This is a genomic window from Mycobacterium sp. smrl_JER01 (assembly GCF_048513595.2).
Lineage (GTDB): Bacteria > Actinomycetota > Actinomycetes > Mycobacteriales > Mycobacteriaceae > Mycobacterium.
The window spans coordinates 4,151,895-4,169,705 of sequence record NZ_JBLXXK020000001.1 but is presented as its reverse complement, the minus strand read 5'-3'; the positions used below and the strand labels follow the sequence as shown (position 1 = coordinate 4,169,705).

14 protein-coding genes are annotated in these 17,811 nt (G+C 67.8%); 8 read left to right on the top strand and 6 right to left on the bottom strand.

Annotation, left to right across the window (positions count from 1 at the left end; translation table 11 throughout):
* Window positions 1–30: 30 nt before the first annotated feature.
* The gene (mce, locus tag ACNUDN_RS19345; RefSeq protein ID WP_419123397.1) at window positions 31–525 is read right to left on the bottom strand and encodes a methylmalonyl-CoA epimerase; all 495 of its coding nucleotides are present in this window, start codon (window positions 523–525) and stop codon (window positions 31–33) included.
* Window positions 526–617: 92 nt separating this feature from the next.
* Here mce and ACNUDN_RS19340 point away from each other — a divergent pair, with 92 nt between their 5' ends.
* The 3 genes from ACNUDN_RS19340 (at window position 618) to ACNUDN_RS19330 (ending at window position 3,164) form a co-directional block, all read left to right on the top strand.
* Window positions 618–1,811 carry an acetyl-CoA C-acetyltransferase gene (locus ACNUDN_RS19340; protein ID WP_419123396.1) on the top strand — a complete coding sequence of 398 codons (1,194 nt, stop codon included), beginning with the start codon at window positions 618–620 and terminating at the stop codon, window positions 1,809–1,811.
* A 62-nt stretch (window positions 1,812–1,873) separates the two neighbouring features.
* Window positions 1,874–2,257 carry a DUF3817 domain-containing protein gene (locus ACNUDN_RS19335; RefSeq protein ID WP_419123395.1) on the top strand — a complete coding sequence of 128 codons (384 nt, stop codon included), beginning with the start codon at window positions 1,874–1,876 and terminating at the stop codon, window positions 2,255–2,257.
* A gap of 13 nt (window positions 2,258–2,270) precedes the next feature.
* Window positions 2,271–3,164: a tetratricopeptide repeat protein gene (locus ACNUDN_RS19330; protein WP_431960432.1), complete on the top strand. Its 894-nt coding sequence runs from the start codon at window positions 2,271–2,273 to the stop codon at window positions 3,162–3,164.
* On the opposite strand, the gene glgB is transcribed toward ACNUDN_RS19330, so the two are convergent.
* Both glgB and ACNUDN_RS19320 read right to left on the bottom strand, forming a co-directional pair.
* Window positions 3,161–5,386, bottom strand: a complete 2,226-nt coding sequence (gene glgB / locus ACNUDN_RS19325; protein WP_419123393.1) for a 1,4-alpha-glucan branching protein GlgB — start codon at window positions 5,384–5,386, stop codon at window positions 3,161–3,163. The genes ACNUDN_RS19330 and glgB overlap by 4 nt on opposite strands.
* Window positions 5,387–5,390: 4 nt before the next feature.
* A complete protein-coding gene (locus tag ACNUDN_RS19320; protein WP_419123392.1) occupies window positions 5,391–7,481 on the bottom strand; it encodes an alpha-1,4-glucan--maltose-1-phosphate maltosyltransferase in 2,091 nt (696 codons plus the stop codon).
* Window positions 7,482–7,703: 222 nt separating this feature from the next.
* On the opposite strand from ACNUDN_RS19320, the gene ACNUDN_RS19315 reads away from it, so the two are divergent.
* Window positions 7,704–10,334 carry a glycosyltransferase family 1 protein gene (locus ACNUDN_RS19315; protein ID WP_419123391.1) on the top strand — a complete coding sequence of 877 codons (2,631 nt, stop codon included), beginning with the start codon at window positions 7,704–7,706 and terminating at the stop codon, window positions 10,332–10,334.
* A 15-nt stretch (window positions 10,335–10,349) separates the two neighbouring features.
* Here ACNUDN_RS19315 and ACNUDN_RS19310 read toward each other — a convergent pair whose 3' ends face one another.
* From ACNUDN_RS19310 to ACNUDN_RS19300, 3 genes are all read right to left on the bottom strand, one after another.
* Entirely contained in the window at window positions 10,350–11,807 is a 1,458-nt protein-coding gene (locus ACNUDN_RS19310; RefSeq protein ID WP_419123390.1) for a neutral zinc metallopeptidase, read from the bottom strand.
* Between the two features lie 136 nt (window positions 11,808–11,943).
* Window positions 11,944–13,941 (bottom strand): ATP-dependent DNA helicase, encoded by a 1,998-nt coding sequence (locus tag ACNUDN_RS19305; RefSeq protein ID WP_419123389.1) that lies wholly within the window; start codon window positions 13,939–13,941, stop codon window positions 11,944–11,946.
* Window positions 13,942–13,946: 5 nt separating this feature from the next.
* Window positions 13,947–15,293, bottom strand: a complete 1,347-nt coding sequence (locus ACNUDN_RS19300; RefSeq protein WP_419123388.1) for a nicotinate phosphoribosyltransferase — start codon at window positions 15,291–15,293, stop codon at window positions 13,947–13,949.
* 53 nt (window positions 15,294–15,346) lie between these two features.
* Here ACNUDN_RS19300 and clpS point away from each other — a divergent pair, with 53 nt between their 5' ends.
* Genes clpS through ACNUDN_RS19280 form a run of 4 tightly spaced genes read left to right on the top strand, consistent with a single transcriptional unit; the run spans window position 15,347 to window position 17,690 of the window.
* Complete coding sequence (clpS, locus tag ACNUDN_RS19295) at window positions 15,347–15,649, top strand: ATP-dependent Clp protease adapter ClpS (protein ID WP_419123387.1); 303 nt, start codon at window positions 15,347–15,349, stop codon at window positions 15,647–15,649.
* Between the two features lie 7 nt (window positions 15,650–15,656).
* Window positions 15,657–16,244: an oxidative stress transcriptional regulator AosR gene (aosR, locus tag ACNUDN_RS19290; protein ID WP_419123386.1), complete on the top strand. Its 588-nt coding sequence runs from the start codon at window positions 15,657–15,659 to the stop codon at window positions 16,242–16,244.
* Window positions 16,241–17,263 (top strand): P1 family peptidase, encoded by a 1,023-nt coding sequence (locus tag ACNUDN_RS19285; RefSeq protein WP_419123385.1) that lies wholly within the window; start codon window positions 16,241–16,243, stop codon window positions 17,261–17,263. The genes aosR and ACNUDN_RS19285 overlap by 4 nt, the downstream gene beginning before the upstream one ends.
* Window positions 17,235–17,690, top strand: a complete 456-nt coding sequence (locus tag ACNUDN_RS19280; RefSeq protein WP_419123384.1) for a M67 family metallopeptidase — start codon at window positions 17,235–17,237, stop codon at window positions 17,688–17,690. Before ACNUDN_RS19285 ends, ACNUDN_RS19280 begins: the two co-directional genes overlap by 29 nt.
* Window positions 17,691–17,811: the final 121 nt, after the last annotated feature.

Below are 17,811 nucleotides of genomic sequence, written 5' to 3'. Positions count from 1 at the left end.
GCGCCGCAGCAGGGCGCCCAGGTTGTGCTTCTAGTGTGAGGCGCGCGGCGTATGGGCACCGTCGGAAGCGGGCTCGACGAGCTCGATCAGCACCCCGCCACCATCCTTGGGGTGGATGAAGTTGATGCGGGAACCGGCGGTGCCCCGACGTGGGGCGTCGTAGATGAGCCGCACACCCTGCTCGCGGAGCCGTTCGGTGAGGGCGTCGATATCGCTGACCCGGTAGGCGAACTGCTGCAGACCGGGACCGCGCTTGTCGAGGAACTTGGCGATGGTCGAGCTCTCGTCGATGGGGGCCATCAGCTGGATCTGGGTGCTTCCGACCGGGGCGCCGCGAACGCTCAGCATCGCCTCGCGGATGCCCTGCTCCTCGTTGACCTCTTCGTGCAGCACGATCATGCCCAGATGGTCGTGGTACCACTTGATCGCGACATCGAGGTCTGCCACGGCGATGCCGACATGGTCGATGGCCGTCACCAGCGCGGTGGCCAATACCGGACGGGCGTCAGTCTGCTCGGCGGTCATAACGACGAAGTTACCTAACAAGATCGGTTTCGAATAGCTCGGTGTTGATGTATAGCCTCTTGGCAGCTGCTCGAAACTGCTTGGAGGTTGCCATGACGACGTCGGTGATTGTTGCTGGAGCCCGCACTCCGGTCGGAAAATTGATGGGTTCGCTGAAGGATTTCTCGGGAAGCGACCTCGGTGGGCTGGCGATCAAGGCCGCGCTGGAAAAGGCTCAGGTCCCGGCATCGGCGGTCGAGTACGTGATCATGGGTCAGGTGTTGACGGCGGGGGCCGGGCAGATGCCGGCCCGTCAGGCTGCGGTGGCCGCCGGTATCGGTTGGGATGTTCCCGCACTGACCATCAACAAGATGTGTCTGTCGGGCATCGACGCGATCGCGCTGGCTGATCAACTGATCCGGGCCGGCGAATTCGACGTCGTGGTGGCCGGAGGCCAGGAGTCGATGACCCAGGCGCCGCATCTGCTGATGAACAGCCGGGCGGGCTACAAGTACGGCGATGTCACGGTGCTCGACCACATGGCCTACGACGGGCTGCACGACGTGTTCACCGACCAGCCGATGGGTGCGTTGACCGAGCAGCGCAACGACGAGGACAAGTTCACCCGCGCCCAGCAGGACGAGTACGCGGCGGCTTCGCACCAGAAGGCCGCGCGGGCCTGGAAGGACGGCGTGTACGCCGACGAGGTGGTGGCCGTCGAGATCCCGCAGCGCAAGGGGGACCCGATCGAGTTCGCCGAGGACGAGGGCATCCGGGCCGACACCACCGCGGAGTCGCTCGGTGGCCTGCGGCCGGCATTCCGCAAGGACGGCACCATCACGGCCGGGTCGGCGTCGCAGATCTCCGACGGCGCGTGCGCGGTGGTGGTCATGAACAAGGTGAAGGCCGAGGAGTTGGGTCTGACCTGGTTGTGCGAGATCGGCGCCCACGGGGTGGTGGCCGGACCCGATTCGACGCTGCAGAGCCAACCGGCCAACGCGATCAAGAAGGCCGTGGCCAAGGAGGGCATCTCGGTCGATCAGCTCGACGTCATCGAGATCAACGAGGCATTCGCCGCTGTGGCGCTCGCCTCCAGCAGGGAACTGGGCCTCGATGAGACGGTGGTCGCCGACAAGGTCAACGTCAATGGCGGGGCCATCGCCATCGGTCACCCGATCGGTATGTCCGGCGCCCGCATCACCTTGCACGCCGCGCTGGAACTGGCGCGCAAGGGCAGCGGGTACGCGGTGGCGGCTCTATGCGGGGCGGGTGGCCAGGGCGACGCTCTGATCCTGCGGCGGTCCTGACGGCGCAGGTCGTCAACGACGCTGTGTAGTAGCTGATGGCGGTGTCGGGCACAATGTCGGGCATGACGACCCATACACGTGCACACGATCTCCGCACCGCCGCGGGATGGTTCCGGCTCATCGCATTCGCTGAAGCGCTCAGCTGGGTTGGCCTGCTCCTCGGCATGTACTTCAAGTACCTGGGTTCGCCCCAGACCGAGATCGGGGTCAAGGTGTTCGGTCCGGTGCACGGCGGCATCTTCGTGGCATTCGTGGTCGCTGCCGCCGTGGTCGGCATCGGGTTCCGGTGGCGGCCCGGCACATGGTTGCTGGCGTTGCTGGGCAGCATCGTGCCGCTGGGTAGTGTGATCTTCCTCATATGGGCTGATAGGACCGGTCGGATGAGTCCTCGACCAGCTACTGCCGGTGTGGGTCGGCCGGGGGAGCCGGTACCGGAAACGACGTGACAGACTTGTCGTCGTGACGCGTCCTGGACCCCGTATATCGCCTGCCATGGCGGGCGCTGTCGATCTGTCGGCACTCAAGCAGCGGCCGGCCGCCTCCGGCGAGGGAACACCCTCGGGCGGTCCCGGTGGACTCGAGGTGACCGAGGCCAACCTCGAAGCCGAGGTGCTGGTCCGCTCCACCGAGGTGCCCGTCGTCGTTCTGCTCTGGTCGCCGCGCAGCGACGCCAGCATCCAGCTCGGCGAGGCGCTCAGCGCGCTCGCCGCCTCCGACGGACCGAAATGGGTGTTCGCGACGGTCAACGTCGACACCACGCCCCGGGTGGCCCAGATGTTCGGCGTGCAGGCGGTACCGACAGTGGTGGCGATCGCGGCGGGCCGGCCCCTGTCCAGCTTCGAGGGCATGCAGCCGCCCGAGCAGCTGCGGCGCTGGATCGACTCGTTGTTGAGCGCTGTCGCGGGCAAGCTGGGCGGTGGTGAAGCCGACCAGCCCGACCAGGTGGACCCCGCGGTCGAGCAGGCCCGCGCGCTGCTCGACTCAGGCGATTTCGCCGCGGCTCGCACCGCCTATGAGGCGATTCTGGAGGGAGACCCGAATCATCCCGAAGCCAAGGGCGCGGTCCGCCAGATCGCCTTTCTGCAGCGGGCGACCACGCATCCACGCGACGCGGTGGCCGTGGCCGATGCGTCACCGCAGGACATCGACGCCGCCTTCGCCGCCGCCGACGTCGAGATCATGCAGCAGGACATCGGGGCAGCGTTTGCGCGGTTGACGGGCCTGGTCAAGCGGACCGTCGGCGACGACCGGACCGCGGTGCGAACCCGTCTCATCGAGCTGTTCGAGCTTTTCGACCCGGCCGACCCCGAGGTGGTGGCCGGCCGGCGCAACCTCGCCAACGCGCTGTATTAGTCGGCCGCACCGACCGGTTCGAACCAGAGTGCCGACAGCGGCGGCAGCACCATCACCGCCGAGGCCGGCCTGCCGTGCCACGGCTCGTCGGTGGCTTCCACCGCGCCGTAGTTGCCGATGCCGGCACCGTGATAGCTGTCGGAGTCGGTATTGAGCACCTCGCGCCAGATGCCTGCGTGCGGGAGGCCGAGCCGGTACCGGGTGTGCTCGGAACCGGAGAAGTTGAACACGCAGGCCATCATCGATCCGTCGTCACCGAACCGCAGGAAGCTCAACACGTTGTTGGCCGAATCGTTGGCATCGATCCACGAGTAGCCCTCGGGCTGGGTGTCGCGGGACCACAGCGCGCGCCGGGTGCGATAGATCTCGTTGGCATCGGTCAGCATCCGCAGCACACCGTCGGAGAACCCTTGTTCGTCGAGCTGGAACCAGTCGACGCCGCGCTCTTCGGACCACTCGGCACGCTGGCCGAACTCCTGCCCCATGAACAACAACTGTTTGCCCGGGTGTGCCCACTGGTAGGCCAGCAGGCTGCGGATGCCGGCAGCCTTCATGTGGTCGTTGCCCGGCATCCGGCCCCACAACGTGCCCTTGCCGTGCACCACCTCGTCGTGGCTGATGGGCAACACGAAGTTCTCGCTGAATGCATAGAGCAGCGAGAACGTCAGCTCGTGATGGTGGTAACTGCGGTGGATCGGGTCGCGTTTGATGAACTCCAGCGTGTCGTTCATCCAGCCCATGTTCCACTTCATCGAAAAGCCAAGTCCGCCAAGGCTCGTCGGACGTGTCACGCCCGGCCAGGAGGTGGACTCCTCGGCGATGGTGACGATCCCCGGGTTGATCTTGTGCACGGTGGCGTTCATCTCCTGGAGGAACTGCACCGCTTCGAGATTCTCGCGGCCGCCGTAGATGTTCGGCGACCAGCCGCCGTCGGGACGCGAGTAGTCCAGATAGAGCATGGACGCCACGGCGTCCACCCGGAGCCCGTCGATGTGGTACTCCTGCAGCCAGTACAGTGCGTTGGCCACCAGGAAGTTGCGTACCTCGGCCCGCCCGAAGTCGAAAACGTAGGTTCCCCAGTCCAATTGCTCTCCACGTCGGGGATCTCCGTGCTCGTAGAGCGCAGTACCGTCGAAGCGGCCTAACGCCCACGCATCCTTGGGGAAGTGGGCAGGTACCCAGTCCACGATAACGCCGATACCGGCCCGGTGCAGCGCATCCACCAGATAGCGGAACTCGTCGGGTGAGCCGAACCGCGCAGACGGTGCGTAGTACGAGGTCACCTGATAGCCCCACGAGCCGCCGAAGGGATGCTCGGCCACCGGCAGCATCTCGACGTGGGTGAAGCCGTGAGCGACGACATAGTCGGTGAGTTGGTCGGCCAGTTCGGTGTAGCTCAAACCGGGACGCCACGACCCGAGATGCACCTCATAGGTGCTCATCGGCTCGAACACCGGATTGCGCAACGCCCGGCCGCTCATCCATTCCTCGTCACTCCACGTGTAATCGCTCTCGAACACGCGGGAGGCGGTCTGCGGCGGTACCTCGGTGGCGAAGGCCATCGGGTCGGCGCGGTCGGTCACGCTCCCGTCCGCGCCGTGGATACGGAATTTGTAGAGCCCGCCGCCGGGGAAGTTGGGCCAGAACAGCTCCCACACCCCGGTCGAGCCGAGCACCCGCATCTGGGCTTCGTCGCCCCAGTGGTTGAAATCACCGGTGACACTGACACCTTTGGCGTTGGGCGCCCACACCGCGAACGACACCCCGTCGACCACACCGTCTGGGGTGGTGAAACTGCGCGGGTGCGCACCCAGGGTCTCCCACAGCCGTTCGTGGCGCCCCTCGGCGAACAGGTGCAGATCGACCTCGCCCAGAGTGGGCAGGAAGCGGTACGCGTCGGCCACGGTGTGTACGAACGCCGACTCGTCGTCGGAGTACCTGACCTCGTAGCGGTAGTCGATCAGATCGGTGAACGGCACCGCGACGGCGAACAGCCCGGACTCGATGTGCTGCAGCGGATATCGGGTGCCACCGATGACCGCCACGACCTCGACCGCGTGCGGCCGGTAGGCGCGGATCACTGTGTGGTCGTCGTATTCGTGTGCGCCCAGGATCGAGTGCGGATCGTGGTGCTCACCGGCGATCAGCCGGTTCAGGTCGGCGGTGTGCGGCCGCAAATGCGGACTGTCGATCTGTTTCTTCACATGCGACGCGTTGGTCATGTCGTCACTCCCTACGCAGAAGGTTGGCTCTTTGGTCAGCGGGGACCTGCGGCATGTTCAGCACGTGCGCCACCGCCTTGGCCGGTTCCAGCCGGACGTAGTTGTGTTGTCCCCATTGATATTCCTCGCCCGAGATCTCGTCTCGGACCCAGAACCGGTCCTGTTGTTCCATACCCAGCGCGCCCATGTCCAGCCACAGCGTTCCTTCCTCCGGGCCGAACGGGTTGAGGGTGACCACCACCAGCACCTGGTCGCCGGAGACCGGATCGAACTTGCTGTAGGCCAGCAGCGCGTCATTGTCGATGTGGTGGAACTTCACGGTCCGCATCTGCTGCAGGGCCGGGTGGATGCGGCGGATCTCGTTGAGACGGGTGATGAACGGTTCCAGCGACTCACCGTCGGCCAGTGCGGCGTCGAAATCGCGTGGCCGTAGTTCGTACTTCTCCGAGTTGAGGTATTCCTCGCTTCCCTCCCGCACAGCGCGGTGTTCGAAGAGTTCGTAGCCGGAGTACATGCCCCACGTCGGGCTCATCGTGGATGCCAGGACGGCTCGCAGCGCAAACATCCCCGGTCCGCCGTGCTGCAGGCTTTCGTGCAGGATGTCGGGGGTGTTGACCCACAGGCTCTGCCTGCTGTAGTCGGCATGCTCGGCGATGCTCTCAGCGAACTCGGTGAGTTCCCATTTGGCAGTGCGCCAGGTGAAGTATGTGTAGGACTGCGTGTAACCCAGTTTGGCCAGACCGAACAGGCGCGCCGGCCGGGTGAACGCCTCGGCCAGGAACAGTACGTCGGGATCGGTGTTCTTGACCTCGCCGATCAGCCAGGCCCAGAAGTTGGGTGGCTTGGTGTGCGGATTGTCAACCCGAAAAACCTTGACCCCGTGCGAAACCCAGAACCTGACGACCCGTAGCACTTCCTCGTACAAGCCGGCGGGATCGTTGTCGAAATTCAGCGGGTAGATGTCCTGGTACTTCTTCGGGGGGTTCTCCGCGTAGGCGATCGTGCCGTCGGGCAGCACGGTGAACCACTCGGGGTGGTCGCGGGCCCAAGGATGGTCCGGCGCGCACTGCAGTGCCAGATCCAGTGCCACCTCCAGACCTTCCCGGTGAGCCGCCTCGACGAATTCGTCGAAGTCGTCGATGGTGCCGAGGTCGGGGTGTACGGCGTCGTGCCCGCCCTCGTCGCTGCCGATCGCCCACGGGGAGCCGACATCCCCCGGGGCCGCTGTGACGCTGTTGTTGCGCCCCTTGCGGTGCACCTTGCCTATCGGGTGGATCGGCGGCAGGTAGACGATGTCGAAGTTCATCCTCGCCACCCGCGGCAGCGCTTTGGCCGCCGTGGCGAAGGTTCCGTGCACCGGGTTGCCCGAGCTGTCCCAGCCCCCGGTCGACCTGGGAAACAGCTCGTACCACGAGCTGAAGCGGGCCAGCGGACGGTCCACCCAGATTCCGTACTGCTTGCCCCGGGTGACGAGCTCGCGCAGCGGATACTGGTCGAGCAGCGCGGTGATCTCGGGGGCCAAGGCGGCGCCGGCGCGGTAATACGGATCTCCCGGCTCGCGCAGCCGGGCCGCTGCCTCGGCGAGCGGGTAACGGTCCTGGCGGGGGACGCCGGTCGCGGCGCGGTCCAGCAGGCGCGCCCCGACCAGCAGGTCGTTGTCGAGTTCGCCCTCGCTCTGTCCGGCGTCGAGCTTGGCGGTGACGTTCTTGCGCCACGTGGCGATCGGGTCACCCCAGCCGTCCACGCGGAAGGTCCACAGGCCGACCTCATCCGGACAGAACTGCCCGTGGAACACGTCTGGGGTGCGACCCAGGCCCATCGGCAAGGCCTGCGGACGCACCCGCGCCGCCGGGGTGACGACCTCCTGGATCGGCACCGCTTCGGCAGGCCGGACCCGCCCGGGTGGTTCGTCGGCCAGCGGGGGATAGGTTGCGCCGTGGTATCGGACGACCAGGGTCGCCGACACCGCTTCGTGTCCCTCCCGCCACACGGTCGCCGTCACCGGAACCACTTCTCCGACGACCGCCTTGGCCGGGAACCGGCCCTCAGACACCACGGGCTGGACGTCATCGATCTCGATACGACCGGCGGTCACGCGATCACTCCCTGGCACTCCCTACCACTCTCGAACACCACTGCGCGGCGTTCCGCCGCGCGGCATTCTGCCCGGTTTCGTTCACAGCCTGGTTAAAGCCCTGTCGCGCCTATACCCACCGTAGTGTCCGACTCAACCTTTCGTCGCGCATCGATTCACCACGTCCGGGACGCCGGCCATCCCACCTCCGTGGAGCGGCCGACAGCAGTAAGGTGACCACGCGTGAAAGCTCTCCGTCGGTTCACCGTCCGTGCTCACCTTCCCGTGCAGTTGACTGCCCTCGAGCGGCTTTCTGTCAATCTGCGCTGGTCCTGGGACAAACCGACCCAGGATCTGTTCGCCGAGATCGACCCCGCGCTGTGGGAGCAGGTCGGCGGTGATCCGGTTGCCCTGCTCGGACAGGTCGGACCGGCGAGATTGGAGCAGTTGGCCGCCGACCACTCCTTCGTCCAGCGTCTCGACGGGCTGGCCGCCGAGTTGGACGACTACCTGAGCCGGCCGCTGTGGTACCAGCAACTCGCCGGCGAACAGGACGCCGAACTGCCCAAGGGGATCGCGTACTTCTCGATGGAGTTCGGCGTCGCCGAGGTGCTGCCGAACTACTCGGGCGGCCTGGGGATACTCGCCGGCGACCATCTGAAGTCGGCGTCCGATCTCGGGCTGCCGCTGATCGCGGTGGGTCTGTACTACCGCTCCGGATATTTCCGCCAGTCGTTGACCGCCGACGGATGGCAACACGAGAGCTATCCGTCGCTGGATCCCCAGGGGCTGCCGCTGCGGTTGCTGACCGACGCCGAGGGGGCGACCGTCCTCGTCGAACTGGCCCTGCCCGATGGCGCCCGGTTGTTCGCTCGGGTCTGGATCGCCCAGGTCGGCCGAATTTCGTTGCTGCTGTTGGACTCTGACATCCCGGAGAATGAGCATGAGCTGCGTGCGGTCACCGACCGGCTCTATGGCGGTGATCAGGAGCACCGGATCAGGCAGGAGATCCTCGCCGGTGTCGGCGGTGTGCGTGCGATCCGGGCGTTCACCGAGCTCGAAGGCCTCGCCGCCCCCGAGGTGTTCCACATGAACGAGGGCCATGCCGGCTTCCTGGGCGCTGAACGTATCCGCGAGCTGATGGACGCGGGCTTCGATTTCGACACCGCGTTGGCGGTGGTGCGCGCATCGACGGTGTTCACCACCCACACCCCGGTGGCCGCCGGAATCGACCGTTTTCCGGTGGAGATGGTGCAACGCTATTTCGGTCCGGAACCAGGTGGTCCGGCCCACAACGGGTCGCGGCTGCTGCCGGGGGTGCCGCTGGACCGCATCGTCGCCTTCGGCGCCGAGGACGATCCTTCGAAGTTCAACATGGCGCATATGGGGCTACGCCTGGCGCAGCGTGCGAACGGGGTGTCCCTGCTGCATGGGCGGGTCAGCCGGTCGATGTTCAACGAGCTCTGGAAGGGCTTCGATCCCGCCGAGGTGCCCATCGGTTCAATCACCAACGGTGTGCACGCCCCGACCTGGGCAGCGCCCCAGTGGGTGGAGCTGGGGCGCGAGCTCATTGGGACCACCGATCTGAGCACGTTGAGCGAGCCCGAGACCTGGCACCGTCTCCAGGACGTCGATCCGGGCCATCTGTGGTGGATCCGGTCCCAACTGCGTGCCGAGTTGATCGACGACGTACGTGCCCGGCTGCGCCGATCATGGCTGGAACGAGGCGCCTCCGATGCCGAATTGAGCTGGATCGCCACAGCTTTCGACCCGGCGGTGCTGACCATCGGCTTCGCCCGCCGGGTACCGACGTACAAGCGGCTGACCCTTATGCTGCGCGATCCCGACCGGTTGGCGAAGTTGCTGCTCGACGAGCAACGCCCGATCCAGCTGATCGTGGCCGGCAAGTCCCACCCGGCCGACGAGGGCGGCAAGGCGTTGATCCAGCAGATTGTCCGGTTCGCCGACCGCGAGGACATGCGGCATCGCATCGCCTTCCTGCCCGATTACGACATGTCCATGGCGCGCAAGCTCTACCACGGTTGCGATGTGTGGCTGAACAACCCGTTGCGTCCGCTGGAGGCGTGCGGAACCTCGGGTATGAAGAGCGCGCTCAACGGCGGGCTGAATCTGTCGATCCGAGACGGCTGGTGGGACGAGTGGTACGACGGCGAGAACGGTTGGGAGATTCCGACCGCGGACGGGCTGGCCGACGAAGGCAGACGCGACGACCTTGAGGCCGCGGCCCTCTATGATCTGCTCGAGCGCGCGGTCGCCCCCAAGTTCTACGACCGCGACGACAACGGTATTCCGACCCGCTGGGTGGAGATGGTGCGCCACACCCTGCAGTCGCTCGGGCCGAAGGTGCTGGCGTCACGCATGGTTCGCGACTACACCCAGAAGTACTACCTGCCCGCAGCTCAGGCGTTGCGCGCAATGATCGAGCCCGGACAGTCCGGTGCCGCGGAGTTGGCCGTACCGTTCGGTTCGGCGCTCGAACTCGCGCAGTATCGCCGGCGGGTCGAGAAGTCCTGGCCGCAGATCACGATCACCGACGTGGACGGCTCCGGACTGCCCGACACCCCGCTGCTGGGGTCGGAGCTGACACTGACCGCTCTGGTGCACCTCGACGGCCTGCGTCCGGCCGATGTGGTCGTCCAGGCCGTCCTCGGCCGGGTCGACGCCGGCGACAGCCTGGTCGACCCGGCCACCGTACCGATGGTGCACACCGGCACGGCGGACAACGGCAACGAGATCTTCACGGCGACAACGCCGCTGCCGATCGCAGGTTCGGTCGGCTACACGGTCCGGGTGCTGCCCCACCACCGGCTGCTGGCCGGTGACAACGAACTGGGGTTGGTCACCCTGGCCTGACGGTGGGGACGAGGATCAGGGGAACCGCTTGAAGCAACGCTCGGAGTCGCTGAGGACACCGAGCCGGAAGGCGTCGATCCGGGAGAACCCGGACGGTACGGATTCACCGTTGACGTCGCTGGCGACCAGACCGTTGGTCAGGATGCCCGACACCGCCTCGTCGACATCGCCGGCAGTCAACGCGATGGTGTCACCGTCGGGGGTGCTCACCTCTTTGCTGAGCTTCACCGTCGCGACACCGGTCAGGCAGGCCGTCCGCAACGCCGCTGCGGCCGAGTCGAGCTCGACGCCGCCGTGCTCGTTCTGGATCGCCAGCATGTAGCGCGACACCAGCACCGAGTACGCCACGTTGTCGCCGGTGGCGAGGCTGGCACCGTCTCGCGGGTCGGCCTGGGCGCCCAGTTCCTCCAGACCCGGCAGATCCACCACCACGGTGTTGGTACCCGGGCAGAACGAGGCGGGCGGACTCGGCCGGGCGTCGGGGCAACTGTCCGCATCCTCGGCATCGAAGCTCAGCGCCGGAGGGTCGGCGGGTGCGAACAGGATCTCCATCGCGTCCACGATCGAGCGCGCCGAATCTTCGGACACCGGCAGTTCGCCGGTCTGATCCTCGGGCAGTAGCACCGGTAGGTCGCCCCGGCGCTGACCGATCTCTTCGAGGTCGATCGCCGCGCACGCCGGTGGGCCGTCGGTGAAGCCGAACTGAAACGCCGACAACCGCTCGAACGCCGATCCGTGCTCGTCGAACCCGGCGTCGGGGTCGCCCTCGGTCAGCAGCGGATCGCGGAACGAGATGACGCCGGCGAGCACGCTGTTGAGACCCTCTCCGGTGTTCAGCGTGAAGCGCGGGGAGGAATCCTCGGCGACCCAACGCATGTAGGCGCCGCTGAAGCAGTCCGCCTGCTGCTCGGCGACCAGGGTCGGCGTGTCCTTCTTCGTCAGTCCGGCCAGCCGCGAGACGGCGTGTCCGTACTCGTGGGCGAGGACCATGACCACCCCCATGTCGCCGTAGGCCCGCTGCAGGCTCGGCAGCAGTTCACCGCGGTCCCAGCCGATGGTCCGGTCGGCGTAGCAGAAGCCGGCGTTGACCAGTCCGTAGGTGTCCTCCCCGCAGAACGCGCCGTCGAACCCGTTGGCGTCCCACGAGATCAGCTCGGCCACGGGTCTGAACTTCTCGTCGAACGCCTCCTGATACGCGGTCGTCCAGTAGTCCTCGATGTCGCTGACCGCACTCGCGGCCAGCTCGTCGATCGCACTCCCGTCGGTGCCTTCAACGTCGCGGGCAGGAGCGTCCGCGGTGGGCCGCAGACCCGAGGGCCCGTCGGTCGCGGGCATTCCGGCCACCCGGAAGGGATCGGCGAACACCGAGACCGCACTCCCCTGCAGGGTGGTTGAACACGCGGTCGCGGCCAGCGCCGCGCACACGGCGACGACGAGTGCACGCACAGCGATCGGCTTTCTCGACGGGCTCATGGACGCCGCCTTTCGGTAGTGGCCGCGAGGTGGTGGCTGCGGTGCCGGCGACCGAACTTCCGTCAGGATAATGACCGGTGCGCCGCACGGCGGTCACTCGAGCGGGTCCGTGGTCAGTGGCCTGCTCAGGCCGTCGTCAGTCCCCGGCCCGCAGCCGACGCAGCGCCGCGCGCACCGCCGCACCGTCGGTCGTCGGCCAGAACGGTGGCAGCGACGCGCGCAGGAAGCCGCTGTACCGGGCGGTGGCCATCCGTGAATCGAGCACCGCCACCACACCGCGGTCATCGACACGACGCAACAGTCGGCCGGCGCCCTGTGCCAGCAGCAGCGCGGCATGACTGGCCGCCACCGCCAAGAAACCGTTGCCGCCGCGCGAGGCCACCGCCCGCTGCCGGGCGGTCAGCAGCGGGTCGTCGGGGCGGGGAAACGGGATGCGGTCGATCAGCACCAGCGACAGCGACGGACCGGGAACGTCGACGCCCTGCCACAGCGACAGGGTGCCGAAAAGTGACGTCTGCTCGTCGTCGGCGAACCGCTGCACCAGCGCTGCGGTGCTGTCGTCACCCTGACACAGCACCGGCGTGCCCAGCCGATCGCGCATCACCTCGGCGGTGGCTTTCGCCGCCCGCATCGACGAGAACAGACCCAGGGTGCGACCGTCCGCGGCTTCGATGAGCTCGGCGATCTCGTCGAGCTGCTCGGCCGAACCGGTGCCGTCGCGGCCAGGTGCCGGCAGGTGGGCGGCGACGTAGAGGATGCCCGATCGGGCATGGTCGAACGGCGACCCCACATCCAGACCCCGCCACTTCGTGGCGGTGGCCGCCCCGGGTGCGGTAACGCCGGCCTCGCCGAGGCCCCATGCCGAGGCCATCGCGTCGAAGCTACCGCCGATGGTCAGCGTCGCAGAGGTCAGCACCGTGGTCGACTGCCCGAACAGCCTGCTGCGCAACAGCCCTGCCACCGACAGCGGGGCCACCCGCAACACGGCACGGCTGCCCGCCCGGGCATCGTCGACATGGTCGAGCCAGACGACGTCGGTGCGGTCGGGGATGGCGGGGACGAAGGAATCCAGGATCCGTGCCGCCGTGTCGCTGACGTCGGAAAGTGCGGTCGCTGCCTCGGCCCGCGCCGATGTCGTCTTCGGATCGTTGGGGGCGGTGTCGACAGCGGTGCGCACGGTGTGCGCCGCGTCGCGCAACGCCGTCAGGTAACTGCCGAGCTCGGCATCGAGGACATCGATCCGTCCGGGCCGGGCGTCGAAGATGGCCGAGGAGAACGTCGCCGATGCCGCCTCCAACCGCTCGGCGAGCTCCGGTGACACCACGCGGGCCGCCCGTCGGTGCGCGACGCCCAGCGACGTCGCGGACAGTTCCGCGGTCGCGACGCTGGTGACGCGGTCCACCAGTTCATGTGCCTCGTCGACGACCAGCAGTTGATGTTCGGGCAGCACGTTCGCCTCGCCGATGGCATCGATGGCCAGCAGCGCGTGGTTGGTGACGACGATGTCGGCCTCGCCGGCCCGGCCGCGAGCGCGTTCGGCGAAGCAGTCGGTGCCGAACGGGCAGCGCGACATCCCGATGCACTCCCGCGCCGACACGCTGACCTGTGACCAGGACCGGTCGGCGACCCCGGGTTTGAGTTCGTCGCGATCACCGGTCGAGGTGCTCTCCGACCACTCCGTCAGACGCCGCACGTCGCGGCCCAGCGCGCTGCCGGCCACCGGTGAGAACAGTTGCTCCTGCGGAGCGTCGTCGGGCTCGCCGGTCGCGGATCCGTTGTGAATCTTGTTCAGACACAGATAGTTTCCTCGACCCTTCAACAACGCGAAGGACGGTCGGCGGGGCAGCGCCCCGGTCAGCGAGTCGGCCAGCCGCGGCAGATCGCGGTCCACCAGCTGGCGCTGTAGCGCGATGGTCGCCGTCGACACCACGACGGGGCGGTTCTGCGACACCGAGTGCGCGATCGCGGGCACCAGGTAGGCCAGCGATTTGCCGGTGCCGGTTCCGGCCTGAACGGCCAGATGTTCCCCGCGGGTGAACGCCCGCGCGACCGCCTCGGCCATCGCGATCTGACCGTCGCGGGTGGCCCCGCCCAGCGCCGCGACCGCCGTGGCCAGCAGATCGGTGACCTCCACCGCGGTCACCTGGGGCCGGGCGCCGGTGCGACCATCCGGGTCGGGATCGCGGGGTCACCCTTCGACAGGCTCAATCCGTCCCAGGGCAGGCTGCGCAGACCGTCGGCGACTCGGGTGCGGGCGGCCTCCAGGCCGAGGTCGACGATGGGGGCGCCGTCGCGCATCAGTGGGACAGTCAGCGTGCGGGCGCCGAGATCCGCCGGAGTCGACGGTGGCCGGCCGAGCGGGTGTACCACCTCCTCGACCAGGGTCCCGGATGGTTTCGCCAGCCTGGTGGCCTGCTTGCGGCCCCCGTGGGATTCCTTGTGGCTGCTGCGCTTCTCGACCGGGATGCCGTCCACCTCGACCAGCTTGTAGACCATGCCCGCCGTCGGGGCGCCCGACCCGGTGACCACCGACGTCCCCACGCCGTAGACGTCGACCGGCTCGGCCCGCAACGCCGCGATCGCGAACTCGTCGAGATCACCGGACACGACCACGCGGGTGCCGGACGCTCCGAGGGAATCCAGTTGGTCGCGGACCTGGCGGGCCAGTACGCCGAGATCGCCGGAGTCGATGCGGACCGCACCCAGCCGCGGGCCTGCGACATCCACCGCGTTCGCGACTCCCGACGTGATGTCGTAGGTGTCGACGAGCAGCGTGGTGTCCACGCCCAACGCGTCGACCTGCGCCCGGAACGCCGCCTTCTCCCAGTCCGACGGTGCTGCGTCCGCCGTGGTGTGCAGCAGTGTGAACGCATGGGCGCTAGTGCCGAGCGCGGGCACGCCGTGACGTCGCTGCGCCTCCAGATTCGACGATCCGGTGAAGCCGGCGAGGTAGGCCGCGCGCGCCGCGGCGACGGCGGCCTCCTCGTGGGTGCGTCGCGAGCCCATCTCGATCAACGGCCGGCCGGCCGCGGCACTGACCATGCGCGCGGCCGCCGAGGCGACCGCACTGTCGTGATTGAAGATCGACAGCGCCAGTGTCTCCAGCACGACCGCTTCGGCGAATGTGCCGTGCACCGACAGCACCGGAGAGCCGGGAAAGTAGAGCTCGCCCTCGCCGTAACCGTCGACGTCCCCGCCGAAGTGGTAGCCGGCCAGGTAATCCAGGGTGGCGGTGTCCAGAAACGGCTCCAGGCTGCCGAGGGCCGTGGCGTCGAATCTGAACCCCTGCAACGCTTCCAGGAAGCGGCCGGTGCCCGCGGTGATCCCGTAGCGCCTCCCGTCGGGCAATCGGCGTGCGAAGACCTCGAAGGTGCAGCGCCGGTGCGCTGTGCCGTTGCGCAACGCCGCCGACAGCATGGTCAGTTCGTACTTGTCGGTGAGCAACGCCGTCGATGCGCACGACCGGTCCGGAGCCGAGGGGGTCACCGGCTCACCGTATCGGTTCGAGGCGGGCCGGGGGCCCCGGTATTCTGGGTCCCATGGTGACGCCGGCGAAGGCCCGACCGGGGACTCGTGAAGACCCAGCCGTTGCTGAGGAAGCCGTCGCCGACACTCCGTGGGTGACCATCGTGTGGGATGACCCGGTCAATCTGATGACGTACGTGACCTATGTGTTCCAGAAGCTCTTCGGCTACAGCGAGCCGCATGCCACCAAGTTGATGCTGCAGGTGCACAACGAGGGTAGGGCGGTGGTGTCGTCGGGTACCCGCGAGTCGATGGAGGTCGATGTGTCCAAGCTCCACGCCGCCGGCTTGTGGGCGACGCTGCAACAGGACCGTTGACCGCGCTGTGCGTAAATGGAAGCGGGTCGACGGTGCCGGGGGACCGCGGTTTCGGTCCGCGCTTGCCGCGCACGAAGCCGAGTTGCTGAGCACCCTGGTCACCTCGCTACTGGGCATGCTCGACGATCGCGAAGCCTCCGCCCCGGTCGACGAGCTGGCCGAACTCACCGGGATGCGAACGGGCAATTCCGCTCCGCCGCAAGACGATACGCTCAAACGCCTGCTCCCCGACTTTTACCGCCCGGCCACCGATCACCCGGCCGGCTCGGGCGCGGCGGACAGTCTCAACAGCGCGCTGCGCAGTCTGCACGAGCCCGCCATCCTGGATGCCAAACGCGAAGCAGCGCAACGCCTTCTCGACACAGTGCCGCCCGGTGGGGGGAAGTTCGAGCTGTCCGAGGACGACGCACACGCCTGGGCGTCGGCGGTCAATGACGTGCGGCTGGCGCTGGGCACGATGCTCGATGTCGGCTCCGACATCCCGGACCGTCTGCCCGGTGACCACCCGATGTCCGGTCACCTCGACGTGTATCAGTGGTTGACGGTGTTGCAGGAATACCTGGTCGTCGTCCTGATGGGGAAGTCGCAGCGGTGAGCGGATCCATCACCGACGTCGGAGGCATCCGCGTCGGACATCACCATCGGATCGACGACGACGCCGCATTGGGGTCGGGTTGGGCCACCGGCACCACGGTCGTGCTCACCCCGCCCGGCACGGTCGGCGCTGTCGACGGCCGTGGTGGCGCGCCGGGCACCCGGGAGACCGACCTGTTGGATCCGAGTAACTCGGTGCGCCACGTCGACGCGGTGGTGCTCACCGGGGGCAGCGCCTTCGGGCTGGCCGCCGCCGACGGCGTGATGGCCTGGCTGGAGGAGCAGAGCCGGGGCGTCGCGCTCGACGGTGGCGTGGTGCCGATCGTTCCCTCGGCAGTGATCTTCGACCTTCCGGTCGGCGGCTGGACGTGCCGGCCGAATGCCGAGTTCGGGTATCGCGCCGCCGCCGAGGCGGGTGCGGACGCGGCCATCGGCACGGTTGGCGCCGGAGCGGGGGCGCGCGCCGGGGTGTTGAAGGGCGGCGTCGGGACCGCGTCGGTGACCCTGGACAGCGGGGTCACCGTCGGCGCGCTTGTGGTCGTCAACTCGGCGGGCGACGTCGTGGACCGGGCCACCGGGCTACCGTGGCAGGCTTCGCACGCCGAACAGTTCGGGCTGGTGGCGCCCCCGGCGGACCAGTTGGCCGCCTACGGCGACCGGCACGGCGAACTCAGCCCGCTCAACACCACCATCGCCGTGGTGGCGACCGACGCCGCGCTGAGCAAGTCGGGCTGTCGCCGGGTGGCCGTCGCCGCCCAGGACGGTCTGGCCCGCACCATCAACCCGTGCCACACCCCACTCGACGGTGACACGGTGTTCGCCCTGGCGACCGGAGCGGTCGAGGTGAATCCGGATCCGACCACCCCGGCGTCGATGACGCCGGAACTGCCGCTGGTCACCGCGGTCGGAGCGGCCGCCGCCGAGGTCCTCGCGCGCGCGGTGCTGGTCGGGGTGCTGGCCGCCCGATCGGTCGCCGGAATACCGACCTACCGTGGTCTGTTGCCAGGGGCGTTCGAGTGAAGGGAATTGCGAAGTGCTGACGATCCGTGCCGACTTGGTCGACGCCATGGTCAGTCATGCCCGCGCCGACCATCCCGATGAGGCGTGCGGCGTGATCGCCGGGCCGGAAGGCTCAGACCGGCCGGAGCGGTTCATCGCGATGGTCAACGCGGAGCGGTCACCGACGTTCTACCGTTTCGACTCGGGCGAGCAGCTCACGGTGTGGCGGGCCATGGATGAGGCAGGGGACGCGCCCGTGGTCATCTATCACTCGCACACCGCCACCGAGGCATATCCCAGCCGCACCGACATCTCCTACGCCTCGGAGCCCGACGCCCACTACGTGCTGGTCTCCACGCGGGACCCCGACGAGCACGAGTTGCGCAGTTACCGCATCGTCGACGGCGTGGTGACCGAGGAACCCGTCACCATCGTCGACCAGTACTGAATTACGTGTCGGTGGGAACCGACAGCCATCCCTGCACCGGCCCTGTTCGACAAGACGATTTTGACCACCGAGTTTGACCACCGAGTTTGACCACCGAGTTTGACCACGATGACTAGAGGAG